Consider the following 23,950-nt stretch of genomic DNA (forward strand, 5'->3'; position numbering starts at 1 on the left):
GGGCGGTTGCCCCGTCAGGTTCGTCGGGGCGCCCGTAGCGTTGTGGTCACATCCACAAAGTCGGGCCTCTGTGCCACCAGTCGCCCCTTCCGTACCACTTGGAAGGTGACGCTTCGGTTGACCGCCCGGGAGAAGCTCCGGTCGTTCATGGTGTCCTCGTAGAGCCAGCGCAGCGGTGGGGTGAGTCCGCCGGTGGGCACCACGAGCCCGCGATCGAGTGCCAGGGAGATAGCGTCCGGGGTGATCTTGTTCCGGTCGAGCGCCTCGATCACCGCCGTCAGCACGGTGTAGGCGATCCAGGTCGTCTGGACGCCCGGGTCGGCCGGATCGATGCGGTCGTCGTCGAAGGCGTGGACGTCGATCACCCGGCGCAGATCCGCCCAGCGCGCATCGCCGGCGGGCGGGTACCAGCCGGTGAGGAAGGCGCCTTCGAAGATGCCCGACGGGCCGCCCGTGCGGTCGATGAGGGACTGGTCGACGCTGCCGAGGACCGACGAGACCCTGACCCCGCCCTGCTCGCCCGGCAGCCGTCGGAAGGAGTCGAAGAAGGTCTCGGTCCGATCGCCGAGCACGGTGGTGACACAGCCCGGGCGTTCCCCTTCGGTGGCTCGTGCATGGGTACGGGCCCGATGGGCGTACTGCGTGTAGTCCGTGGCGTCCTCGGGGGCGAGCACGGAGAGGGTCTCCCGGCCCGACCGTGCGAGTCCCGAGTCCAGCAGGGCGGGCAGCGAGTCGCCCACCAGGGAGTCGGGCCGCACCAGCGCGACGCGTCCGCAGACATCCGCGAGTTGGATGCCATGCCCGGCCAGCAGCGAGATCTGACCGCCGTTGACCGGGTACGAGTGGAAGCTGCTCATCTCCTCGTGCGAGATTCCGTATCCGCCGATGAAGGGGATGCCGGCCGACTGCAACGGAGGGAGGAAGGAGCGGCCGTACTGGCTGTAGGAGCCGACGACGGCGACCGCACCCTCCTCGGCCGCCTGGTCCGCACAGTCGGCCGCCCCTCGTCTGGTGTTGCGCTCATTGCACGTGATGACCCGCAGGGTGTGCCCGTCGATGCCGCCCCGTGCGTTGACCCAGCGGGCGTAGGCCGTCGCCATGGCCGGCATGCCCGGCATGTTGGTGGCATCGGTGCCCTCGGGGGCGAAGGTCATCACGGTGACGGTCGCGCGGGAGTCGTCGTCGGTGCCGGGGATGATTCCGCACCCGGTCGTCAGCACGGCGAAGGCCGCGATCAGTACGGCGGCCGGACCTCCCGGAACTCGCCGGGGGCGGGGAACCACGGCGGGCCGGCGAAGCCGTCGGAGGTGCGAGAAGGGGGCGGGTCGCCAAGGGGTCATGGCCGATCAGGTTTCCGGCGCCCGAGGAACACCGGGTGGGGCACGGGACAACGGTTGATGACAGCCCGATGAAGCGTTGAGGGGGGCGCGAGGAGGGGCCGTGCGCGTCCGGGCCGCGGGGACCGTACGATCGAACGCGTGCAGCAAGGTATCGACTTCTCTTCCCGTCGCGCCCGTCGCTCCTCCACCATGGGCGGTATGCCGCCCAACGACATGCCCTGGTGGCGCTGGCGCACCAACGTGCGCTCCGCGCTGCATATGCTCTCTGACCCCGTCTTCCACCAGGAGACCTGGCTGATAGGCCGTGAGGGGTACGGCGATGTGACCGATGCCGTCTACCGACTGGTCGAGGACACCTGGCTCGACAACTGGTCCGCCGACAAGTACATCGGGACGATCTTCCGTGATGCGAACGAGGCCGCTCTGGTCGACGCCGCCGTGTTGCGGGTGCTGCGGGTGATGCACCAGGTGGGTGCGGATGCCCATGTGTCCGCGTACATGGAGCACCAGGGCTGGCCGGAGGCGGTGCTCGCCTGTCGTGAGGCCCATGTGCAGTTGTCCGCCAACGACGGCGACGAGCCGGACGTGCCGCCGCGGTCACTGGATGTGCTGCGGATCATGACTCGTTCCGCGTAACGGACGGAATCCGGCACGGGCCCGCAGGTGTGGCACTCTACGAGGATGACCGACCAGTACGTCCTGACGCTCTCTTGCCCGGACAAAAAGGGCATTGTGCACGCCGTGTCGAGCTATCTCTTCATCACCGGCTGCAACATCGAGGACAGCCAGCAGTTCGGTGACCGGGACACGGGTCTGTTCTTCATGCGGGTGCACTTCTCCGCCGACGCCCCGGTGACCGTCGAGAAGCTGCGCGCCAGCTTCGCCGCCGTCGGCGACTCCTTCCAGATGGACTGGCAGATCCACCTCGCCGACGAGCCGATGCGGATCGTCCTCATGGTCAGCAAGTTCGGCCACTGCCTCAACGACCTGCTCTTCCGCTCCCGGATCGGCGCCCTACCGGTGGAGATCGCGGCGGTGGTGTCCAACCACCGTGAGTTCGCCGAGTTGGTCGGTTCGTACGGCATCCCCTTCCACCACATCCCGGTCACCAGGGAGAACAAGGCGGAGGCCGAGGCCCAGCTGCTGGAGTTGGTGGCGACCGAGAACGTCGAGCTGGTGGTGCTCGCGCGCTATATGCAGGTGCTCTCGGATGACCTCTGCAAGCAGCTCAGCGGCCGGATCATCAACATCCACCACTCCTTCCTCCCGAGCTTCAAGGGCGCGAAGCCCTATCACCAGGCCCATGAGCGCGGGGTGAAGCTGATCGGAGCCACGGCCCACTACGTGACCGCGGACCTCGACGAGGGCCCGATCATCGAGCAGGAGGTCGAGCGGGTGGGCCACGGGGTGACCCCCGAGCAGTTGGTGGCCGTCGGTCGGGACGTGGAGTGCCAGGCGCTGGCCCGAGCGGTGAAGTGGCACGCCGAGCACCGCATCCTGCTGAACGGCCGTCGTACGGTCGTCTTCGCCTAGAGGACGGCTTCAGGGCCGCGGCTGGCGGACGGGCCAGCCGTCGGTGTTGGAGAAGGACTCGTAGCTGTGGCGAGTGGCGCGATCCCACTCCTTGCCCGTGAGCTCCCGGAACGCCTCGTCGGGCACGTACAGCAGGGACTCGGCCCAGATCAGTTCCTCTGCGTACGGTCGGAACCGGGCGGGCTCGCGCAGGACCTCCTCGTACGTCTGCCGGCCCGCCGCCACGACGGCCGCACGGGTGTAGAGGAAGGCGTCGCCCGACAACTCGTCGCCGCAGTGCTCCTCGGTGTCCAGCAGGTACAGGGCCCGGGAGAGCTGTTCCGCGAAGCCGATGACATCCTCGACGGGGCCGGCCAGCAGCCGTGCCGTCAACGCGGGCGCGAGGAGCTCGGCCTCGGGATCGGGCTCAGGCGGGCTGCACGCCTCGATGAGCTGCCAGAAGGTTGCTTCGTCCATGGAACAGAGCATGGCGCACCGCACTGACATCGGCTTCGACCATCGATTGACCCATCAATCGACCCATCGGGTGGCCATCGGCCTTCGACCGTCCCCCGCGGCCGGCACGGGCCCGCCTACAGCCGCCCCAGGGACGCCGCCGCCAGCAGTACCTCGTTGATCGCCTCACGGTCACCGTCCTGACCGGCCGCCGCGTCCCGGGGAGACACATGGCCGGCGACGAGTTTGCAGAACTCCACCCCTTCCAGGGCCACTTGCGCCACCGTGTGGTCGGGCGATCCCAATGCCGCCGGTGAATCGAGCGCGATGTACCAGTTGCCGCCACCGGCGCCCTCCACCTCCAGCCGCAGCGAACGACCCGGCGCACCCGCCATGACCAACTCCTTCGGCGGCGAGGCCAGTCCCTGGCGACGACGGGCCGCCAGCGTCGCGGGCAGCAGTCGCGCGGCCAGATCGATCATCCGGTTGAGATGGGACCCGCGCGGCGGATCGTAGGGGTAGTCCACCGCGTCCGCGATGTCGTCCGCGTGCAGCCAACACTCGAAGGCACGATCCAGCAGGGAGTCCCGCAGCGGGAGGGAGAACTCTCCGTAGGAAACGGAGAGTTCGGCGACGCCGCGGCCGGCGAACGACACCGTGCGCACCAGCGTATGACTCTGGTCCCGCCACGGCGAGTGCACCTCCTCCATGGCCTGGTGGGCCCCGTCCTGCCAGAACTGCTCGGTACGACGGGTCGGCGAGTGGGGAGCGCCCCGGCCGAGCGGATCGTCGAGCCCCAGCGCACCCGCCACCAGGCCGTCCACCGTCATGAGGTGGCCGATGACTCCGCCCACGGTCGTCGTGCGGTGGGCGAGCCGGGTGCCGTTGAACCACTTCAGCTCCACCGGCGCCTTCCACTCGGATTCGCCGAAGTCACGCAGCAGGGCGTCGAGGCGGGCCGTCTCCGAGTCATAGGGGCTCGCCCACTCCGGCACGGGAATGCGGGCGGGGCGACGGCCCAGGCAGTTCTCCAGCACCCGGAACCGCAGCAGTGGATCGAGATCGAGGTCACGGCCCGGGTGCAGCAGCCCCACGGCGTCCCGCAGCCGTAGCGCCTCGTCGGCGCACGGGGCGCACTCGCCCAGATGGACTTCCACGGCCGCCGTCTCCTCCGTGGAACAGGCGGCCAGTGCCCAGGCGCCGAGGAGGGACTTCAGGACGCTGTGGGACGGGGTCCCGGCGCCGCTGCCGGATTCTTGGGACATGTCGGCCTCGGGCGGGACGGTGGTTCGGTCGGTGTGCTCCGGCGCCCCGGGGCGGTCCGGCTGCGCCGGGCGATGCTTGGACTCGGCTGATTCGGCGCACTCGGCGGGGTCAGCGCACTCGGCGGGTTCCGCAGACTCGGGGGACTCGGGGGCGTCGGGGGAATCGGTCACCTTGGGGAACTCGCGGGCCTCGGGACGGTCCACGTACTCGGGTGGACCGTGCTGTTCGGGCTGTTCGGGGCTGTGTATCGCCACGTCTGACCGGAACGGTTCGGGGCGGGGGCGCGGCCCGTGGGACGAGGGCGGCGGATGGGGATGCCGAGGCAGCGGGTCGAGATCGTCCACGGCCGGACGGGGTGCCGGGATGCGGGGAGCGTTCCGTATCCCATCCCGGTCCGCGGGGGGACCGGGCTCCTCGGGCCCGTTGTCGATCGGGCCGTTCACAGCGACCGCCCGTAGCCGGGCGGGGACGAGCCCTCCAGCGGTCGCGTGTGTGCCGTGGAGAGCAACTGGAGGCCGAGCCGCAGTCTGCGCCGCGCCTCGTCCTCCGTCACTCCGAGGTCGGCTGCCGTCTGGCGGTAGTCCCGGCGTTGGAAGTAGGCCAGTTCGAGTGCGGCGCGCAAGGGTGCCGGCATCGATGTGACGATGTAGTCGGCGCGGGCTGCGGCGGCGGCCTTGCGCACCTTCTGTTCGAGTTCGTCCACGGAGCTCTCACCGGTCGCTATGGCACGGGCCTCGGCTTGGCGCAGTCGGTGCAGGGCCTGGCTGTTGGTGAGTTTGGCCACCCAGGAGCGCAGGGAGCCCTGTTTGGGGTCGTATGCGTCCGGGTTCTCCCAGATGTACCCGAAGACCTCACGGGTCACCAGATCCGCCGCGTCCTCGTCGTCGAGCACGCGGTGGGCCAACATATGCACCAGCGAAGCGAACTTGTCGTACAGCTCGCCCAGGGCCGCGGCCTCACCCCGGGCCAGCCGCTGCTGCATCTTGCGGTCCCAGCGCGCTGGTGTGTCCTTTGCCATGCGGCCCCCAAAGCCTTCCCTGCGGTCTGCTCCTGTGCCGGTCAGCGTCGACGCGAGCGCGACGGCGACTGTCTAACGGCCGGTGTCGCCCCCTTTCGAATGTAATGCGGCCGTCCCGGACGCACGCCTGTTTGCGCTAAGTGCGCCCCTAAGGGAAGACGGAGATGGTAGTGAGCCTCCGGTCCTGCCTGAAACCTGCCACCAGTAAGGGGTTTCATGCCTGGCTGACAGGGAAGGCGGGCCAGAAGCGTGAATTCCGTTCCCGGTTCCGCATCAGGTTTCCCCTGCTGCGAATCGCAAACGGGTTCGCTCGTGGTTGTGCGGCACGGTCCGGATCGGGTTCGACAGGGGCACCAGGGCGCAAGCGGAGGTTTCAGGCAGTGACGCTGAAGGTGGACGAGACCCGGCGGGGCGCGTGGAACGTACTGTGCATCAGGGGCGAGTTGGACCTCGTGTCCTCGCCACGGGTTCGTCAGCAGGTGCACGAGGCCGTCGCAGCCGGTCGCCGGAATGTGGTGCTCGACCTTTCGGAAGTGGTGTTCTGCGACTCCAGCGGGGTGGGCGTGTTGATCGCCGCCCGTCGCCTGCTGCACTCCTGCGGCGGACGACTTCGGTTGGTGCTGCCCGCTCGGGGTCCGGTGGGCTCCGCCGAACCGGCGCATGTGAACAGGGTCCTGGGCGCGCTCGGTGTGCGCCGACTGTTTGACGTCCATGAGTCGACGCTCGCCGCGACCGCTTCCGGGACGGGACCGGCGACGCTTCCGGTCGCCGTGGTGGGCCGTGGCCAGGGGCGTTCGGCGGGCGCCGCACCCAACGGGGAAGCGGAGGCTCTCTCCGCCTGAGCCGGTCGCTGAGCTGCGGAAAATACCAGCTCGCAGATGAGCTCCGGTTAATTTGACGGGTACCTGCACCCTTCAGGGTTTCGGGGCCGTACTCTCCCCGCATGGACAGCGCAGAGTACGAGCGCAAGATCGCGTCTCGTTTCGCCGCCTTCGATCAGGACGGCAACGGCTTTATCGACCGCGAGGACTTCAGCGGGACAGCCGCCAGGCTGCTCGCCGAGTTCTCCACGACCGCACGCTCGGACAAGGGGCAGGCCCTCTACAACGGCGCAGAGGCGTTCTGGCAGGGCATGGCGGGGATCGCCGACGTGGACGGCGACCAGCGCGTGAGCCGACAGGAGTTCATCACGGGTGCGGTGAAGCGGCTGCGGGACAATCCGCAGCGGTTCGCCGAGATCGCCCGTCCCTTCCTCCACGCGGTGGTCGCGGTCGCCGATGAGGACGGTGGCGGCGTGACGCGGTCGGCGGCCGAGCGGGTGCTGACGGTACTGGGTGTGGACGCCTCCCTCGCGGGGGAGGTGGCGCGCGGGTTGGACGCCGACGACGACGGTCGGATCACCGAGGAGGAGATCCTGGCCGCCTTCGCTGGGTACTACGTGACCCCTGAGCAGCCCTGACCCCGGATGTCCCGCCCCCTCGGGTCGACTCCTGAGGGCTTCGGCCGCACCGGCTCAGAGCTACTGGGCCGGTGCGGGGAATCGATGTGCTCCACCCCCGGGCGCCGCCCGCCCGACCCGTGCGCGATCCGGTGGCTCCCGGTGCGTGCCCTCGTAGGGGACGGCGATGACGACGGCCGCGTCGCATGCTCGCCCGGCCGCCTTCCCGCGCCCGTTGGCCCCCGAGCCCGCTGATTCGGTCTCGTACCGTCTCGGCCTGGTTCCGTCCCCGGTCTCGTTCCGTCCCCGGTCGTGAACCGTCCGACCGCCAGTACGCTCCCCACCCGCCCCGTCGCCACGGCTTCCCTGACGGGGGAGCCGCCCGAACATGCGCACCCTCCCTCACTCCAAGGAGTGCCGTACGGAGCCTCTGTCGGGCGGGCGCAGCCCATCGGGCGAGGGCGCCACGCCAAGGGGTTTGAGCGATTCGGGTGGTCCGGTGCACGGTCCGGAACGTCAAGCGCACGTCTTTCAGGGGCCCGTACGACGGAACTCCAGGTCCTCGCAGGCGGTCTCGACACCGTGTGGAACCGTGCTCGTGCGGGCTGCCGCACCGGTCGTTCCAGCGGGGCCGAAACCGGTCCGGCGCGCCGCCTCGACAGGAGGTCCACGGCCCTGACAGGCCCGGAACCAGGCGGATCGCGGCGAGGTCCATGCAGCCCCGGGGCACGGTGGGACGACGCTCGGACGGTGGCCCCTTGCGTCAGGAGTCGGTGACCGGATGCACATGGGAAGGGTGGGGAGAGGGGTCCCATCGTTGCTGGGGTGACGGAGCGTTGATATCGGGTTGTGTCCTTCGGTCTGCCGTCACTGCCCATGGGGAGGGCTCGCCTCCGGTACGCTCCGTGAGATGCGAGTCGGAATGATTCCCCTGGCCCACAAGGTCGCGAGCGTCTGTTCGACTCCCCGCAGCGCGCGTCGCACAGCATGCGGCACGGGTAATCCTTCACGCTGGAATATGCCCGAAGCGCTTGTTGCGGTGACTGTACGTCAACCATGCTGTCTCGCAAGGGAGTCACTTTCAGTGACCTGGTCGAGGTCGATGACCCAGTCGAGGCGCGAGGCGATGTGTCCGCCGGTTCGGATGGTGTGAGCGGTGCAGGTGCTCCAGGTTCAGTTGGAGGTCGGACCCGATCCCGCGGAGGTGGGACGAGCTCGGAGATGGGCCAGGTCGCGGCTCGTAGGCTCCGGGATAGGGCCTGACGAGCCGCTGGCCGACACCTTGATCCTGTTGATTTCGGAGCTGGTCACCAACGCCGTGGTCCACACGGGCTGCCCGGCCGTTCTCCGGATGCTCTTCGGGGCGGGCGTGGCCGAGGCGGGCACCGTCCGGGTCGAGGTGGCCGACAACTGCTCCAGACCGCCCCGTCAGCGCCACGCCGACGGTGATGACACCAATGGGCGCGGACTGGAGTTGGTGGACGGCCTCGCGGATCGATGGGGCTGGAAGCCGGAGGGCTCGGGCAAGTCGATCTGGTGCGAGGTCGATCGGGGTGTACCCGATGTCGCCTACGGACGTGTGGTCGCCCGACGGCTCGCCACCGCTCGTCGCTGAGGCCGTCCGGGCCGCCATCGCTGCGGTTCGTTCCCCGACCGGCTTCTGCCGAAGGGGGACGACCGCACGGCGGGCCCACGCCGTCGGGGTTGCCGTCGGAGCGATGCCGAAGTGCGGTCCCTACGGCCTAGCAGCGGGCTCCGTTGCTCCGGAAGGTCCGTCGGTAGATCGTGGGAGCCACGCCAAGCGCCGCTTGGAAGTGCTGCCGCAGCGACTGCGCCGTACCGAAACCGCACTCCTGTGCCACGAGGTCGATCGAGCGGTCGGTGGCCTCCAGGAGTTGGCGGGCCCGCTCCACCCGCTGTTGGGTGAGCCACTGCCCCGGGCTCACGCCCATCTCCGCACGGAACCGTCGGGTGAAGGAGCGGACGCTCATCGACTCGCGCTCGGCCAGGTCCCGCAACTGGAGTGAATCGCCGAGGTGTCGCAGCGCCCACTCCCGTGCGGCGGCGGTGCTCGTCGACTCGGCCTCCGGGACCGGCCGCAGGATGTACTGCGCCTGGCCGCCGTCGCGGTGCGGCGGTACGACGCTCTTGCGGGCCGTGTCATTGGCGACGGCCGCCCCGTGATCACGACGGACCAGGTGGATGCAGAGGTCGATGCCGGCCGCCACACCAGCGGAGGTCAGGATGTCTCCGTCGTCCACGTAGAGCACGTCCGCGTCCACGGAGACGGCGGGGAAGAGTCGCTGGAAGCGTTCCGTCCAGGCCCAGTGGGTGGTGGCCGGTCGGCCGTCGAGCAGACCGGCTGCGGCGAGGAAGAAGCTGCCGGTGCAGATCGACGCGATGCGCGCACCCGGCCGTATGCGGGCGAAGAGCGCGGCGAGGTCGTCCGGTAGCCGTCCTTCCTCGAAGAGGCCCGGGGGTCCGTAGCTGGCCGGAACGATCACGGTGTCCGCCCTCTCCAACTCCTCGGGGCCGTTCGGCACATGGAGTTGGAAGTCCGCCTGGGTGGAGACGAGCCCGGGCTCCGGGGTGCAGGTGATGACCTCGTAGAGCTGTTCCCCCGCGGCCGAGTACGCCCGGCCGAAGATCCGGTGCGGAGTGCTCAGTTCGAACGGGATGGTCATGGGGAGGGCGAGGACCACCACGCGGTGCCGTGAGCCGGACAAGGAGCCTCCTTCGAACGCGGTACGACCGGTCGGCCCGTCTCGGGCCCGGGTCGCCGACCGCTGGCCGGCAGTGCTGGCACCCCTGCCGACGCAGGCATTGGCCCGATCCTAGCGAAGCCTGTCCTTCGGGCCACTCGCTGGGGCTGATCGCCGAACGGATGCTGAACGGGTGACCGCACCCCCGCTCAGAACCCCCCGTTTCCATCGCGCCTGGTCCGTTGCGGCCGTCGCCTTCGTCACGATCATCGGCGCCGCCGGCTTCGCCTCGCTGCCCGGGCTGCTGATCGACCCGCTGCACGAGGAGTTCGGTTGGTCGCGCGGCACGATCGGCTTCGCCGTCTCGGTCAACCTCGCGCTCTACGGGCTGACCGCGCCCTTCGCCGCAGCGCTGATGGACCGCTTCGGGATCCGTCGGGTCGTCGCCGTGGCACTCGCGGTGATCGCCCTCGGATCGGGGCTGACCGTGGTGATGACCACCGCCTGGCAACTGGTCATCTACTGGGGGGTGCTCGTCGGCCTGGGCAGCGGCTCCATGGCGCTCGCCTTCGCTGCGACCGTCACCAACCGCTGGTTCGTCCAGCGGCGCGGACTCGTCACCGGAATACTCACCGCGGCCGGCGCTTCGGGCCAACTGGTCTTCCTGCCGCTGCTGTCCTGGCTGGTGGAGCAGCACGGCTGGCGACCGGCCGCCATCACCGTCGCCCTGTCCGCGCTCGCCGTCGTCCCCCTCGTCTGGCTGCTGCTGCGGGACCACCCCGCCGACGTGGGCACCACCGCGTACGGAGCGAAGGAGTTCACCCCCAAGCCCGACCCCGTACCCGGAGCCGCCAGCAGGGCGCTGAAGGTGTTGTTCCGAGCCGCCCGTACCGGACCCTTCTGGCTGCTCGCCGGGACCTTCGCCATCTGCGGCGCCTCCACCAACGGCCTGGTGAAGACCCACTTCGTACCGGCCGCCCACGACCATGGAATGCCGATCACCGCAGCCGCCTCGCTGCTCGCCGTCATCGGGGTGTTCGACGTGGTGGGCACGATCGCCTCGGGTTGGTTCACCGACCGCTACTCCGCTCGCCGACTGCTCGCGATCTACTACGCGCTACGGGGCATCAGTCTGCTCTTCCTGCCCATGCTGCTCGCCCCCTCCGTGCAGCCACCGATGATCTTCTTCATCGTGTTCTACGGGCTGGACTGGGTGGCGACCGTACCGCCGACGATCGCTCTCTGCCGTGAGCACTACGGCGATGACAGTGCCGTCGTCTTCGGGTGGGTGCTTGCGTCGCACCAGGTCGGCGCGGCGATCGTCGCCTTCGCCGGCGGGGTCGCCCGGGATGTCTTCGGCTCCTACGACGTGGTCTGGTACGGCGCCGGTGCCCTGTGCGCAGTGGCGGCCCTGATGTCGCTGGTGATCCGACGGCCGCAGCCACAGGTGTCCGCACCCGGACAGGAAGGGGCCAGGCGGCCCAAGGAGGTCAAGGCCGGCTGACGGCACCGTTTCGATGCCGTCAGCCGAGGTGACGTTGTGTCAGCGATGGCCGGTAGGCAACGGCTCAGCTCTCGGCGGGGGGATGGACGGTCATCAGGACGCGGTCGGGGTTCGCCATGGCGGCCAGCATCTCGCGCGGAGTGTTGCCTTCCACCGGGCTGAGCCGCCAACGCCGCAGGATCGCCGCCAGCGTGACCGTGGCCTGCGTCCAGGCGAACGCGTCCCCGATGCACTTGCGGTTGCCGGAGCCGAAGGGGACGACGGCCTCCCGTGGCAACTCGGCTCGGCGCTCGGGCAGCCATCGGTCGGGATCGAAGACATCGGGTGCGGAGTAGATCGCGGGGTCTCGATGCAGGGCGTACAGGCTGAAGGCCACTTCCGTACCGGCCGGCAGTGTGTATCCGCCGATCTCCACCGGCTCCAGCGCCCGGCGCATCAGGAGGACCACGCCGTGCAGCCGCAGGGACTCGTCGAGCACCCGTTGTATCAGCGAGAGTTGAGGCACCTCCGCGAAGCCCACGGGCCCGCCGTCCGTGACCCGCTCGATCTCATCCACCACGGCCCGGGCTATCTCGGGGTGTTGTGACAGGTGGTGCAGGGCCCAGCTCAGGACCGATGCGGTGGTCTCGCTGCCGGCGAAGAGGATGGTGACCAGTTCGTCGCGCACCTCCTCGTCGGTCAGTGCCTCTCCGGTGTCGGCATCCCGGGCTTCGAGCAGTACGGACAGGAGGTCGGGCTGGCCGGCCTGCTGTCCCGAGGCCCGGGTCTGCACCACCAGACGGTCGATGACCGAGCGCATGTTGGCGGTCGCCCGGTCGAAGGAGCGCCACAGCGGCAGTCCGTCGAGGAGTTGGGGCGATGCCGTGCGCATCAGCATGTTCTTCATGATGACCGGCAGTTCACGGCCGACCGTGGTCACCGCCTCTCGGCCGATCTCGGCGGAGAACAAGGTTTCGGCCAAGGTCCGGATGGTCAGCGAGGTCACTTCGTGGTTCACGTCGATGCGCTGGCCCGGGGTCCAGGACGCGGCCAGCGTGTCGGCGTGGTGTGCCATCACCTCCACATAGCCGGCTATCTGCTGCCGGTGGAACATCGGCTGCATCAGCCGGCGGTGCCGGCGGTGGGTGTCCCCGTCCGCGGTCGCCAGGCCATTGCCCACCAGGGGCCGCACGCGCTGGAACAACCGGCCCTTCTCAAAGCTGCGCGCCTTGCTGACCGTGACTTCGTGGACGAGGGAAGGGCTGGTGGCGAAGCAGACCGGGAGGGTGCCGATGTTCACTCGGACGAACTCGCCGCTCTCCCGCAGGGACCTCACGAAGGCGAGCGGTCCGCGCATCAGTTTGATGGTGTGACCGAGGAGGGGGATCGCGCCGGGTGCGCGGGGAATGGCCGACAACTCAAGCGACACCGACATGTCCTTTCAGCGGGGCATGCGCGACTCCGGACCGCGGGGTGGGTGCGGTCCGGTACGGGGACGGTGTGGGGGAACGACGGCGGCGGTGATCAACTATCGCGCATAGTATCGATGGTTCTCGGCCATTCCAATGGGGCCTCATGTCCACCCGGCCGATGTGCCGCACAGCACGAAGCCCCCGCTCCCTGCTTCCGATGGAGGACATCGGCGGCATCGAGGGGAGACGGGGGCTTCGCGGTGTCCCTCCGGTGCGACGGAGGGGCGTTCGGTCTACCGCCAGAAGAGCAGCGACTTCCACCAGGGTCTGCCGGTCGTCGCGGCGGGGGCGGGAGTGGGCGTGCTCACCGTGTGGCGAGCGGTCGCGGGCAGCGGTTGTGACACCGGAACGGCCGTGCTGATCGTGCCTTCATCGCCCGTGCGCCAGGGGGTGAACTGAACCGGCAGAGCCGCCACCCGACGAGTCAACCAGGCGCCATCCGTGGTGAGTTCACTTTCGGGCACGGCCAGTTGCACTCCCTTGAGCAGGGTCAGCAAACGGTCGATGCCGGTGTCCGCGATGGCGCGGCCGATGTCGCGCCCCGGGCACTCGTGGGGTCCGCTGCTGAAGGCGAGGTGGGAGCGGTTGCCGTGGACCGGTGCCGAGAGGTCAGGACGGATGGCCGGATCCGTATTTCCCGGTGCCAGGCCCAGCACCAGCAGGTCGCCCTCCTTGATCTGCTGGCCTCCGATCACGGTGTCACCGGTGGCCCAGCGGCCGGGCACCATGGCGATGGGCGGGGTGTCCCACATCACTTGCTCAAGGGCATCCGGCAGGGTCATCTGGCCACCGGAGAGACTGGCGCGGAACCGGGGGTCGGTGAGGATCAGGCGCAGGGCATTGGCGATGAGGTTCACGGTGCCCTCGTGGGCGGCGACCAACACCAACCGCAGATGCTCCACGATCTCTTCGTCGGTCAGCTTCGACTCATGGGCGATGAGCCGTGACGCGAGGTCTCGGCCGGGCTTCCGCTTCTTGTTCTGCACCAGTTCGCGCAGGGTCTTGGTGACCACCTCATTGCTGGCCAGGGCCGTTTCGGTGCCCCGCATCAGATCGAGGGTCGGCTCCACCAGGTCGGGGCCGTCCTCGGTCGACTGCATGCCCAGCAGTTGGGTCATCACCAGCATCGGCAGACGTTCGGCGTAGTCATGGACGAGGTCCATCCGCCCCGTCGCGGCGAACGCCTCCACCAACTGGTCGGTATGGCGGACCACATAGCGCCGTACTCCGTGACGGTCGAACTGGTCGAGCCCGTCGATGACCGCCTGCCGCAAGCGGGTGTGCTCGGCGCCGTCGGCGAAGACACAGAGCGGCTGCCAGCCCACCATCGGCATCAGCGGTGAGTCGGCGGCGATCTTCCCCTCCTGGAACGCCGTCCAACGGCGGGAGTCCCGGGAGAACAGCGACGGCGTGCGCATCACTTCGAGGTTCTCGCGGTGCCCGAGCACCACCCACGCCGGGATGTCGCCGTGCAGCAGGACGGGGGCGACGGGGCCGTGTTCGCGGCGCAACGCCTCGTACATCTGCGTCGGGTCGGTCTCCGCCTCGGGCCCGTAGAGCCGCCGCAGCCCGGCGGGTGCCAGACCGGAGCCCATGCCGTGGGCCGGGCAGCCCGGCGGAGGCGCGGGGTCCGAACCGTCGCTGAGGTGGTGGATGGTGGTCACGGGGCCTCCGGAACGAGGGTGGATAAGGAAGTGGTGGAGCGAAGACGCGAGGTGGGACGGGACGAGGGGCTACGACAGCGCTGTCACCAACTGCCCCGTACCGCCTGCCCGTCCTGGGCGGCTCAACGAGCGGCGAGTCGATGGCGCTCGGACGAGGTCCGACATCGCGACGGCAGCATAGCTGCGTATGAAATCTCGGGAACAGGCATCCCTTGACTGTTTTCACCACACAAGCCCCGGATGATACGGGTCAGTTGGAGTTGGGGGCGCCAGGGGAGGCCATCGGGTGCCGGCGCCCGGGATCCACGGTGTGGGTTTCCGGGGCTCGCGGGCGTCGTCGTCAGAATGCCTGCACCGGGGCTGACGTGCGACGGGACGGTGCAGCCTGATGCCGGCGAAGGAGCAACACCCATGAAGTCGCGCCTTGCTGAGTACCGGGACGACAGGAGCGGCGGGGGCGGTAGCGCCCGGGCGCCCATGGGCGGCCCGGGTACTGAGGATCTTTCGAGCGGCTCGCCTCTCGTACCGGTGTGTGCGGTTAGGAGAGCGACTTCGCTATCTTGCGGGCGTCGATGGCCATCTCCCGGAGCATCCCGCTGATCGGGTTGGTGAAGCCGGTGAAGTACAACCCCGGAGCGTGCTTGGGGGTCCGCCCGCCGCGGGTGAGGGGTCTGCCGCGGGAGTCCAGCACCTTGAGGTGGCCGACCAGGTCCTCCAACGAGCGGCGGTACCCCGTTGCCGCGATCACCACGTCCGGCGAGATCGTGCTGCCGTCCGCCAGTAGCACCTTGTCGCCATCGAAGGAGGCGACTGCGGCGACCGGCTCTATGGACCCCTTGCGCACCGCCTGGATGAGACCCATGTCCTGAACCGGAATGGCGCCTTCGCGTGCGCGCTTGAGCAGACCCTTGGCGGGCCGGGGTAGCCCGTGCGCGCTCAGATCGGGGATGGAGAGCCGGGACAGGACGCGTGCTGCCGGGTCCACGAGGAAGGCCGGCAGTCTGCGGACCAGCACTCCGGTGCGCTGGGTCGGCCAACCCAGGGTGGAGCGGCGGACGATGTGCGGGGGAGTCCGGATCGCCAGCCGAACTCGGGTTGCGCCCCCGGCGACCAGGTCCACCGCTATCTCCGCACCCGTGTTGCCGACCCCGACGACCAGCACGTCCTTGCCCGCGAACGGTCCGGGTGCGCGGTAGTCGCCGGCGTGCAGCAGTTCACCGGTGTACGTCTCCTGGCCCTCCCAGTCGGGCAGCGCCTGCGTGTGGTTGTAGCCGGTGGCTATGACCACGGCCCGCCCGGTCAGTCGGCGACCGCCCGTGGCGTGCAACAGCCAGTCGGAGCCGGTGGGCTCGATGCGGGAGACCTCGACGCCCGTCACGATCTCCAGTTCGTGGAACTCGGCGTACTTCTCCAGATAGCGCACCATGTCGTCGCGGGACACCCACCGTCCGAACGACCGGGGCATGGCGAGTCCGGGCAGGCCGGAGAGCCTTCGGGTGGTGTGCAGATGCAGCCGGTCGTAGTGGCGGCGCCAGGACGCGCCGACAGCATCGGACTTCTCCAAGACCACGGCCCGCACACCGCGTTCCCGCAGAGAAGCTGCGACGGCGAGCCCACCCGGGCCACCGCCGACGATGTAGACGGGGCGTTCGTCCGTGAGGTCGATGACCTTGCGCTTGCCCTTTTCATCGGCCATGAGTCGTGAGCGTAATCGCCACCTCACGTGCTGGGTCTCAGTCAAGATGGAAATCGGTTGCGAATTGATCACGCCGGTAAGTCTTCTGTGCGTTCTGCATCCGACTTTCCTACGTTTCCCGTTCATCTGTGCATGCCTGTTGTGCGGTTCGGTACGTCCTCGGGAGGTCCTGCCCCGGTGCGCAGGGAGGCGGAACCGCCCACCCGACAGGGCAGGGCCGGACAGGACGGACAGGACGGACAGGACGGACAGGACGGTCAGGATCGGGTACGGGGTCGCCGTCAGGGCCAGAGCAGTTCCCGCCGCCAACCCCTCCCGGGTCCGCCCCGGTAGTGCAGCCGGACATGGCGCCGCTCCGCGTCTCCTTGGAAGAACTCCACCTCGTGCGGCTCCAGTACATAGCGCGTCCAACTGGGCACGGGTGCGTCCGGTTCGGTACGTGCCCGCTCCCATGCGGCCCGTGAGGCCCGGTTCAACTCCGCGAGCGAGTCGAGGACCTCACTCTGTCGGCCGGTGAGGGCTGCGGCCAGGGCTCCGGTGGAGCGGGCGTGGAGATCCGCCAGGCTCTGCTGCGCGTCGCTCGCCGTGACCGTGCCGCGCACCCGGACCTGACGCCCCTGGGTGGCCCAGTAGAACCCGAGCGCGGCCTCGGGTACGGCGGCCAACTGGCGCCCCTTCGCACTGGTGGAGTGCGTGGCGAAGTGCCAGCCTGCCGGGTCCGCATCGTGCATCACCACGATGCGGACGTCCGGTCGCCCCTCCTCGTCGACCGTGGCGAGGCTCATGGTGTGCGGTTCCGGCTGTCGGGCCGCGCATGCCTCGGCGAACCAATGCTGGAACAGCGACAGGGGGGCGTCGGGCGCATCGGTGGGATCGAAGGCCGGCAGTGTCGTGTCCCAGATCAACTGGGTGCGGAGGAGGTCGTGGAAGCCGGCGCCCGCCTCGTGGAGGTCCTTGTCCATGTCCATAAGATCAGTGAACACCACTGTGCCTATAGTGGTTAACCGGTCGTGCCGGAGCCCCGGCGCGGCGGCGAAAGGGATCGATGCATGCGGCAGAACCTGGCCCGGCGCGCCGCTCTGGTCGACGGGGCCATCGAGGTCCTCGCCCGTGACGGCGCCCGAGGGCTCACCTTCCGGGCGGTCGACATCGAGGCCGATGTGCCCAAGGGCACCGCGTCCAACTACTTCGCCAACCGCGATGACCTCCTCAACCAGGTCGGCGACCGGATCTACGAGCGGATGCGGCCCGACGACGAGACACTCGCGCGGATGACGGACGGCCCCGCCACCCGCGAGCACACCGCCGATCTGGTGCGCGAGGTGGTGGAGCGGGTCACCTCGTTCCGCACCGGCTACCTCGCCCTATTGGAACTCAGGCTGGAGGCCACCCGGCGACCGCAGTTGCGGGCCGTGCTGACGGAACAGGTGAGCGCCGATGTGCGGGCGAACGTCGACGGACATCTGTCATCGGGGCTGCCCGGCGATGCCGACGCCGTCCGGATGATCTATCTGGCGACCAACTGGCTGGTGGTGGAACGGCTCACCCTGCCCGATGTCTTCCCACCCGAGCAGGCCGCCGATCTGATCACCTCGCTGGTGGAGCGGTTGATCCCACCGGACGCCGAAGGGTGATCACCACCGGGGGCCGACGCGCCTCGCCGCAACGACAGCACCGCGGACGGGCCGGCCGGACGGCGGAGGCGCGGTGACGGAGGCACCATGACCGCGTCCGACGGTGTACGCAGGGGCGCCGGAGTGCGATGGGTGCAGAGGGTGTCGTCCACCCCGCTCTTCGCCAAGATCGCTCCCAGGGCCCTGCCGGCGGTGGACCGCACGATCCACCGGCTGACCCGCGGCCGGGTGCTGCCGAGCGCCTGGCTGCTGCCGGGAGTCGTCCTCACCGTGCCCGGGGCCCGTACGGGATCGCTCAGGAGCGTCCCGCTGGCCTGCATGCCGGAGGAATCGGGTTCCTGGATCCTCATCGGCTCCAACTTCGGTCGTACGGACCACCCCGCCTGGACCGTGAACCTCCTCCACCACCCGCAGGCGGTGGTGAACTGGCGTGGCGAGGACATCCCCGTGCGAGCCCGGCTCCTCGAAGGGGAGGAACGCGAGGACGTCTGGGCACGGGTGCTGGCCTTCTGGCCGCCGTACGCCACCTACCAGGCGCGGGTCTCCCGTACGATCCGCGTCTTCCGACTGACCCGCTGCTGACCTGCTGCTGACCCGCTGCTGGCCCGCTGCTGATCTGCTGGCGATCCAACGCGATCCCACGTACAACGGCGATCCAACGTCCAACGGCGTCTGCTGCCGGCCGCGTGCCGGTCGAGGTGCCCCGCCGCGAACCGAGTTCGTGGACGTACCCGGCACGATCGATGTGACCTGCCGGAATGCGGGCGGGTTGGGACGGCCGTCGTACCGGTAGCGGAAGGGGCTTCCGTACGGCGACCGCCGCCTTCGACGCTACGCCCGCGCTTTGCGGATCGCCACGGGAACCACCGGCCGGGCGGCACCACCCCCCGTCACCAGGGGTCAGCCCCCGGGGCCGCTCCTCGGACGACCCTCGCGCTCAGCTCAACCGGTCGAAGGGCCTAGCGTCCACCCCGCCCGGTCGCCGTGCCCTTCACCGCGTCCAGTGCGTACACACAGCGGTCCTTGCTGCACGCGTACACCACACCGCCGCGGGCCACCGGTGAGCCGGTGATCTCGCCGCCCGTCGCCAGCTTCCAGCGCAACTGCCCCCCGCTCGCGTCCAGGGTGTACAGCACATGGTCCGCCGAGCCGAAGTGGACCCGCCCGTCCGCGACCACGGGAGAGCCGATCACCTCCCCACCCGCCGCGAAGCGCCACATCGGGGTGCCGGTCACCGCATCCAGCGTGTAGAGCGCGCTCCCACTGCCGACATGGACGTTCCCCCCGGTGACCAGCACGGGTTCGATCGACTGGCGCGGTTCGGTGGCGATGCGCCAACGGTCCTTGCCCGTCGCCGAGTCCAGTGCGTAGACCGTGCCGAGGTAGTCGGCGAGGTACACCCCGCCGCCCGTGACCGCGGCGCCCGGTGCGAAGGCGGGCGGACACAGGAAGACCGCGGGTGCCTCGAAGTGCCAACGCACCCGACCGTCCGCGATGCCGATCGCCAATGCCCTGGTGCCGGCCGAGACGTACACCTGCCCGTCGGGAGCCGGCTGGACCCGCACGGGTACGTTCCCGCAGGATGCCGAGTCCCCGATGGGGTACGACCAGCGCTCGATGCCCGTACGGGCCTCCAGGGCGCGCAGTCGGGCGTCCTGCCACACATAGACGGTGTCATCGAATATGGCCGGCCCGGCTTCAACGGTCTCGAACTCCGTCTGGGCTCCTGTCAGCTCCCACAGCTTCTCGCCGTTGGACGCCTCCCACGCCTGTACGCCGCCACCTCGGGTGCCCGTGAGCACCGTGCCCCGGTCCGCCTTGATCGAGTACACCCAGGCTTCGGTCTGGTGGCGCCAGCGCTCCTGGCCGTTCGCGGCGTCGAGGGCGTAGAGCGTCGGTCCGTCGGATGCGTGGATCCGGCCGCCGTCGACCGTCATCGACCAGGCCACGTCACGGGTCTTGAACTGTCGGCGTCCCGTGCCCACATCGAGCGCGTGGACCTCGAACGAGGTGACGTACAGCAGATTGCCGTCCACCACCGGGGTGCCCCAGACGTCGTTGGACATCCGGAACCGCCAGGGGCGCCAGGCCGAAGGGCCGTCGGGCGGCGGGACGGGCGGGGGCGATTGCGAGGGCACCGGGCCGGTGCCGGGCATCGGCACGACGGCCGAGCCGTTGACACCTGCCGGGGGTCGGATCCAACCGGTCGCCGCCAGCAGATCGGATGCTGGGCCGCGGCTGGTGTCCGCGACGCGCAGCCCCGGGCCGATGGGCGCCTTGGCCCCGGGCAACCGCACCGGTCCCGCTGCCCCGGTCCGAGGGTCGTCGACCCGGGAGCGCGGGGCGGCCCAGTCGTTGTGGGCGGGCTGCCGCGGTGGTGGTCCGGGAGGCATCGGAGGCGGCTGCGGCGGGCGGGGCGCGGGTGCGATGCGTCCGCCTCCCCGGCGGCGCTCGATCATCGCCGTTGCGAGGTCCGGCAGCCAGGCGGAGGCCGTACCGCTGTCGTCGCTGCCGGAGAAGAGGTGCGGAGCCAACTGGGCCTGGAGGTCCTCGGGCGACGGCCGCCGCGTCGCCTCGCGCTGCATGCAGGATTCGATGAGCGGTCGTAGTTCATCGGGGAGACCGGCCAGGTCGGGGCCTTCGCGCAGCAGCATGAAGACGGTCTCGACCGGGTTCGCACCGTGGAAGGGGGCATGGCCCGTGGCCGCGAAGACCAGGGTCGAGCCCAACGAGAACACATCGCTCGCACCCGTCACGCTGCGTGAGTCCCGGGCCTGCTCGGGGGACATGTACGCGGGCGTGCCGACCGCCACGTTGGTCATCGTCAACCGGGTGTTGGAGACGCCGGAAGCGATGCCGAAGTCGATGACCCGCGGTCCGTCCTCGACCACGAGCACGTTCGACGGCTTGAGGTCGCGGTGCACCAGGCCCGCGCCGTGGATGGACTGGAGGGCCTCCGCGATGCCTGCGGCGAGCCAGCGCACGGCCTGCGCGGGCAGGGGGCCGCACTCGTTCACTATCTCCTCTAGGGAGGGCGCGGGTACGTACGCGGTGGCCAGCCAGGGAACCGCGGCCCGGGGGTCGGCGTCCACCACGGCCGCGGTGTAGAAGCCGCTGACGGCCCTTGCCGCCTCGACCTCGCGGGTGAAGCGGACTCGGAACAGCTGGTCCTCTGCGAGCTCGGTACGCACGGTCTTGATCGCCACTCGACGACCCGATGCCGAGCGGGCCAGGTACACCAGGCCCATGCCGCCGGCACCGAGCCGGCCCAGTACCTCGAACGGACCGATCCGTCTCGGATCGTGCTGCGTCAGCTGCTCCATTACCTGCCTGCCACCTCCCCGTACGGCCCCAGATCGAGCCGGGCCCGTCCATTACAGCGCCGTCCCGCGTCTCCGCTACTGAGACTCTCACCACTGAGACGCTCAGCGGCGGTGCCCAGCCTGATTCTTCCTGCCGAAAGCGTTGGTTGCGAACCCGGGGGCGGATCGGGGTGTCTCATCCGGATTCGGGCACGGAGCCCCGCTCCGGCCCGGTACGGTCCACCCCCACGGCCTTTCGGCAGGCCGCGAAACGGTACGCACCACACCGACTTGGGCGACGCCGGGGGAGCGAACCGGGACGACCCGGCCGCGCGCTCGATCGGCTGTCGGGGCCGGGCGTCCAGTGGGTCTCGCCCTTCCGTGCGGAAGGCGCGTGGCACTCGTCACACTCAACGTTCTGGGGCAATCCCGGGCACCCGCCGTCGGATAAATCGAACATGTGCTCACTAGTCCGCCGTCCCGTGTTCACAGGGGCACCACCCCATTTGCAGTCGGCCGAATCGCGCCCCGATCACCCCTCGGTAAGCTGACGGCATGACAGGACAAGTACGCACAGTCGACGGCCGTGTGGCCGGACGACGCGGCCAGGCGACGCGGCAGAAGCTGCTCGACTGCCTCAGCGAGATGCTCAGCTCCTCGCCGTACCGGGACGTCAAAGTCATCGACGTGGCCCGGAAAGCGGGCACTTCCCCCGCGACCTTCTACCAGTATTTCCCCGATGTCGAGGGCGCCGTCCTGGAGATCGCGGAAGAGACGGCGAAGGAGGGCACCGGGCTCACCGAACTGGTCGCCGGACGCTCCTGGGCCGGCAAGGCCGCCTGGCAGACGTCCGAGGATCTCGTCGAGGGCTTCCTCGACTTCTGGCGCCGCAATGACGCGATCCTGCGGGTCGTCGATCTGGGTGCGGCCGAGGGCGACAAGCGGTTCAACAAACTCCGGTTGAAGGTCCTGAACTCCGTCACCGGCTCCCTCACGGAAGCGGTGAAGGAGCTCCAGGCCAAGGGCCGGGTGGACAAGGACGTCAGCCCGGCTGCGGTGGCGGGTTCGCTCGTCGCGATGCTGTCCGCGGTGGCCTCGCACCAGAAGGGCTTCAGCACCTGGGGCGTCAAGCAGGCCGAGCTCAAGCCGAACCTCGCACTGCTGGTGCACCTCGGCATCACGGGTCGCAAGCCGACCAGGTAGGGGCCCGCCCCCGCGGGCCCCACCCAACAACAGTTCCACCGCACCTCTCCGGGTCGCTCTGACCCGCCGCTCAGATCCTTCTCCTCCTGAGCGCGAAGTGACCGTTCAGCCGTCCGTACCCGGCTTGGTCCCCCAGACATAGAGCTGGTCGTCGACGTCCAGCAGGTCCCACAGCTTCTCCGCGTCCGACAGACGCAGATTCACGCATCCCGCAGAGCCCCCGCCGTCGTACAGATCGCCCGGACGGCCGTGCAGGGCCTGGCCCTCGTCGAAGAACTGGGCGTAGGGCATGGGGGCGTTGTCGTAGATCGTCGACACATGGTCCTTGCTGCGCCAGTAGATGGTGTGCCAGCCGGGACGGGTCTCCTCGTCGTCGCGTCCGGTACGGATGGGGACGGGCGGGAAGACCACATCGGCGTTGCGCTGGACCCACAACAGTTGTCGATCGAGGTCGACACAGGTCACCCGGTGGTCGCGGACGGGACAGTCCCCCTTGGCGTTGGGGAACTCCTGGGCTTCGACGACGACCGCCATGCGGTAGGTCGCCAGCCCGGCGTAGCCGTCGGCCGGTTCGACGTCGTGGGCTATCTGGAAGACGCGGACCGCTTCGCAGTCGGCTACCGACTGCACCCCGTCCACGGGCCGTTGCAGATGCTCTTCCAGGGGCCGCTGGTAGGGCCCGGTGCCGCTGGTGCAGGGAGTACCGTCCCGGCCGTTCGCCAGAGCGGCGGATTGCGGCACGGACAGCGCGATGGCGAGTGCCGCCATCGCGGTCAAGGGTGCGGTGGTTGTGGACCGGCCGCCGGATATCCGCCGTGGGCGGTGTCGATCAGTGTGGTGCATGCCGTGCTCCGTCCTCGTACGCAGACGCGTACGACGTTGTCGCCCCCGGTGCTGAACCCCCTGGTGCCACCCGTCCGGTCGGATTCGACGGGAACCGGTCCCCGAGCCCACAGATATCAGCGGATGGCGCCGGGCGCCGCAGGCCGCGGGCCAAACCGGTGAGGGCGCGTACCGGACCATCAGGTCCGGTACGCGCCCTCTCAGGAGTCGCAGGGGTCAGATCAGCCCTGGTGGGGCTTGTCCTCGTCGCCCTTGCCCTTGCCGTGCTCACCACGCTTGTTGGTGATGGTCACGTCCACTCCCTCATCGACGTTCTCCGCGGTGAGGATGTACGGGCCGAAGACCGGGTTGCGCGGGAGCTCATAGCCCTCGGGCACGTCCGTCTCCAACAGGTAGTACGTCCCCGTCGGCAGATCGTCGAAGACACAGGTACCGGTGTCGTCGGTGGAGCAGGCGGCACCGGTCAGGGTGTCGGCCGGAATGCCGAGGGACCCTCTGATCTGGAGACCGGGCACGCCGTTGCTCTCGCGCCACAGCTGGAAGACCGCCCCGGCCAGGTCACGGCCGGTCTTGTGGTCGATCTTGTGGAGCGTGATCGTGCCGGTGTCCGTCGGGCTCGCGGTGTTCTGCGCGGTGATGGTGACTCCGTCTGCGGCGTTCTCCGCCGTGAGGACGAGCGGTCCGAAGACGGGGTTGGCGGGGAGGTCGTAGCCGTCGGGGGCTGCGGTCTCCTGCCAGTAGTAGGTGCCGATCTCGACTGTGCGGGTGCATTCGCCGTCAGCACCGGTGGTGCAGGGGGTGCCGACGGTGGTGTCCGGGTTGGGACCGGTGGTCTGGAGTCCGGGAATGCCGTTGGTCTCTTCCCACAGTTGGAAGACGGCTCCGGCGAGCGGGTCGCCCGTTTCGGCGTCTTCCTTGATG

Annotated in this window: 21 protein-coding genes; 9 read left to right on the plus strand and 12 right to left on the minus strand. The window is 69.4% G+C overall.

Annotation, left to right across the window (positions count from 1 at the left end; genetic code table 11):
* Window positions 1-14: 14 nt before the first annotated feature.
* On the minus strand, window positions 15-1,340 hold the full coding sequence (locus ACFXJL_RS12425; RefSeq protein ID WP_384691668.1) for an ABC transporter substrate-binding protein: 1,326 nt from the start codon (window positions 1,338-1,340) through the stop codon (window positions 15-17).
* 189 nt (window positions 1,341-1,529) lie between these two features.
* Here ACFXJL_RS12425 and ACFXJL_RS12430 point away from each other — a divergent pair, with 189 nt between their 5' ends.
* Together ACFXJL_RS12430 and purU are read left to right on the plus strand one after the other, a co-directional pair.
* A complete protein-coding gene (locus tag ACFXJL_RS12430) occupies window positions 1,530-1,976 on the plus strand; it encodes a hypothetical protein (protein ID WP_358877325.1) in 447 nt (148 codons plus the stop codon).
* A 45-nt stretch (window positions 1,977-2,021) separates the two neighbouring features.
* The gene (gene purU / locus ACFXJL_RS12435) at window positions 2,022-2,873 is read left to right on the plus strand and encodes a formyltetrahydrofolate deformylase (protein WP_358877149.1); all 852 of its coding nucleotides are present in this window, start codon (window positions 2,022-2,024) and stop codon (window positions 2,871-2,873) included.
* Between the two features lie 9 nt (window positions 2,874-2,882).
* Here the strand turns inward: purU and ACFXJL_RS12440 are convergent, their stop codons facing one another.
* The 3 genes from ACFXJL_RS12440 to ACFXJL_RS12450 form a co-directional block, all read right to left on the minus strand.
* Entirely contained in the window at window positions 2,883-3,329 is a 447-nt protein-coding gene (locus ACFXJL_RS12440) for a DUF4240 domain-containing protein (RefSeq protein WP_358877150.1), read from the minus strand.
* Window positions 3,330-3,445: 116 nt separating this feature from the next.
* Entirely contained in the window at window positions 3,446-5,017 is a 1,572-nt protein-coding gene (locus ACFXJL_RS12445) for a zf-HC2 domain-containing protein (protein WP_384691672.1), read from the minus strand.
* Entirely contained in the window at window positions 5,014-5,592 is a 579-nt protein-coding gene (locus tag ACFXJL_RS12450) for a sigma-70 family RNA polymerase sigma factor (RefSeq protein ID WP_329020463.1), read from the minus strand. The genes ACFXJL_RS12445 and ACFXJL_RS12450 overlap by 4 nt, the downstream gene beginning before the upstream one ends.
* Window positions 5,593-5,972: 380 nt before the next feature.
* On the opposite strand from ACFXJL_RS12450, the gene ACFXJL_RS12455 reads away from it, so the two are divergent.
* The 3 genes from ACFXJL_RS12455 (at window position 5,973) to ACFXJL_RS12465 (ending at window position 8,645) form a co-directional block, all read left to right on the plus strand.
* Window positions 5,973-6,434 (plus strand): STAS domain-containing protein, encoded by a 462-nt coding sequence (locus ACFXJL_RS12455; protein WP_358877152.1) that lies wholly within the window; start codon window positions 5,973-5,975, stop codon window positions 6,432-6,434.
* A gap of 101 nt (window positions 6,435-6,535) precedes the next feature.
* Window positions 6,536-7,051 carry an EF-hand domain-containing protein gene (locus ACFXJL_RS12460; protein ID WP_358877153.1) on the plus strand — a complete coding sequence of 172 codons (516 nt, stop codon included), beginning with the start codon at window positions 6,536-6,538 and terminating at the stop codon, window positions 7,049-7,051.
* Between the two features lie 1,135 nt (window positions 7,052-8,186).
* A complete protein-coding gene (locus ACFXJL_RS12465; RefSeq protein ID WP_329020459.1) occupies window positions 8,187-8,645 on the plus strand; it encodes an ATP-binding protein in 459 nt (152 codons plus the stop codon).
* Between the two features lie 127 nt (window positions 8,646-8,772).
* On the opposite strand, the gene ACFXJL_RS12470 is transcribed toward ACFXJL_RS12465, so the two are convergent.
* Window positions 8,773-9,756 carry a GlxA family transcriptional regulator gene (locus ACFXJL_RS12470; RefSeq protein WP_384691677.1) on the minus strand — a complete coding sequence of 328 codons (984 nt, stop codon included), beginning with the start codon at window positions 9,754-9,756 and terminating at the stop codon, window positions 8,773-8,775.
* A gap of 169 nt (window positions 9,757-9,925) precedes the next feature.
* Between ACFXJL_RS12470 and ACFXJL_RS12475 the strand changes: the two genes are divergently transcribed.
* Window positions 9,926-11,236 (plus strand): MFS transporter, encoded by a 1,311-nt coding sequence (locus tag ACFXJL_RS12475; RefSeq protein WP_384635559.1) that lies wholly within the window; start codon window positions 9,926-9,928, stop codon window positions 11,234-11,236.
* Window positions 11,237-11,300: 64 nt separating this feature from the next.
* On the opposite strand, the gene ACFXJL_RS12480 is transcribed toward ACFXJL_RS12475, so the two are convergent.
* From ACFXJL_RS12480 to ACFXJL_RS12495, 4 genes are all read right to left on the minus strand, one after another.
* Window positions 11,301-12,644 carry a cytochrome P450 gene (locus ACFXJL_RS12480; RefSeq protein WP_358877156.1) on the minus strand — a complete coding sequence of 448 codons (1,344 nt, stop codon included), beginning with the start codon at window positions 12,642-12,644 and terminating at the stop codon, window positions 11,301-11,303.
* A gap of 276 nt (window positions 12,645-12,920) precedes the next feature.
* Window positions 12,921-14,282 (minus strand): cytochrome P450, encoded by a 1,362-nt coding sequence (locus ACFXJL_RS12485; RefSeq protein ID WP_384692116.1) that lies wholly within the window; start codon window positions 14,280-14,282, stop codon window positions 12,921-12,923.
* Window positions 14,283-14,889: 607 nt separating this feature from the next.
* Complete coding sequence (locus tag ACFXJL_RS12490; RefSeq protein ID WP_384691680.1) at window positions 14,890-16,047, minus strand: flavin-containing monooxygenase; 1,158 nt, start codon at window positions 16,045-16,047, stop codon at window positions 14,890-14,892.
* A 281-nt stretch (window positions 16,048-16,328) separates the two neighbouring features.
* Window positions 16,329-17,009 carry a pyridoxal 5'-phosphate synthase gene (locus ACFXJL_RS12495; RefSeq protein ID WP_384692119.1) on the minus strand — a complete coding sequence of 227 codons (681 nt, stop codon included), beginning with the start codon at window positions 17,007-17,009 and terminating at the stop codon, window positions 16,329-16,331.
* 87 nt (window positions 17,010-17,096) lie between these two features.
* On the opposite strand from ACFXJL_RS12495, the gene ACFXJL_RS12500 reads away from it, so the two are divergent.
* Both ACFXJL_RS12500 and ACFXJL_RS12505 read left to right on the plus strand, forming a co-directional pair.
* The gene (locus tag ACFXJL_RS12500) at window positions 17,097-17,681 is read left to right on the plus strand and encodes a TetR family transcriptional regulator (protein WP_358877158.1); all 585 of its coding nucleotides are present in this window, start codon (window positions 17,097-17,099) and stop codon (window positions 17,679-17,681) included.
* 87 nt (window positions 17,682-17,768) lie between these two features.
* Window positions 17,769-18,263, plus strand: coding sequence for a nitroreductase family deazaflavin-dependent oxidoreductase (locus ACFXJL_RS12505; RefSeq protein ID WP_384691683.1), 495 nt, complete (start codon window positions 17,769-17,771; stop codon window positions 18,261-18,263).
* Between the two features lie 377 nt (window positions 18,264-18,640).
* Here ACFXJL_RS12505 and ACFXJL_RS12510 read toward each other — a convergent pair whose 3' ends face one another.
* Complete coding sequence (locus ACFXJL_RS12510) at window positions 18,641-21,004, minus strand: PQQ-binding-like beta-propeller repeat protein (protein ID WP_358877160.1); 2,364 nt, start codon at window positions 21,002-21,004, stop codon at window positions 18,641-18,643.
* Between the two features lie 534 nt (window positions 21,005-21,538).
* On the opposite strand from ACFXJL_RS12510, the gene ACFXJL_RS12515 reads away from it, so the two are divergent.
* Window positions 21,539-22,186, plus strand: a complete 648-nt coding sequence (locus ACFXJL_RS12515; RefSeq protein ID WP_329020442.1) for a TetR family transcriptional regulator — start codon at window positions 21,539-21,541, stop codon at window positions 22,184-22,186.
* 105 nt (window positions 22,187-22,291) lie between these two features.
* On the opposite strand, the gene ACFXJL_RS12520 is transcribed toward ACFXJL_RS12515, so the two are convergent.
* Entirely contained in the window at window positions 22,292-23,029 is a 738-nt protein-coding gene (locus tag ACFXJL_RS12520) for a L,D-transpeptidase (RefSeq protein WP_384691686.1), read from the minus strand.
* A 221-nt stretch (window positions 23,030-23,250) separates the two neighbouring features.
* Window positions 23,251-23,950 (minus strand): collagen binding domain-containing protein (locus ACFXJL_RS12525; RefSeq protein WP_384691689.1); only part of this gene is annotated, 700 nt, incomplete at its 5' end.

Source organism: Streptomyces sp. NPDC059256, assembly GCF_042753785.1.
Classification (GTDB): Bacteria; Actinomycetota; Actinomycetes; order Streptomycetales; family Streptomycetaceae; genus Streptomyces.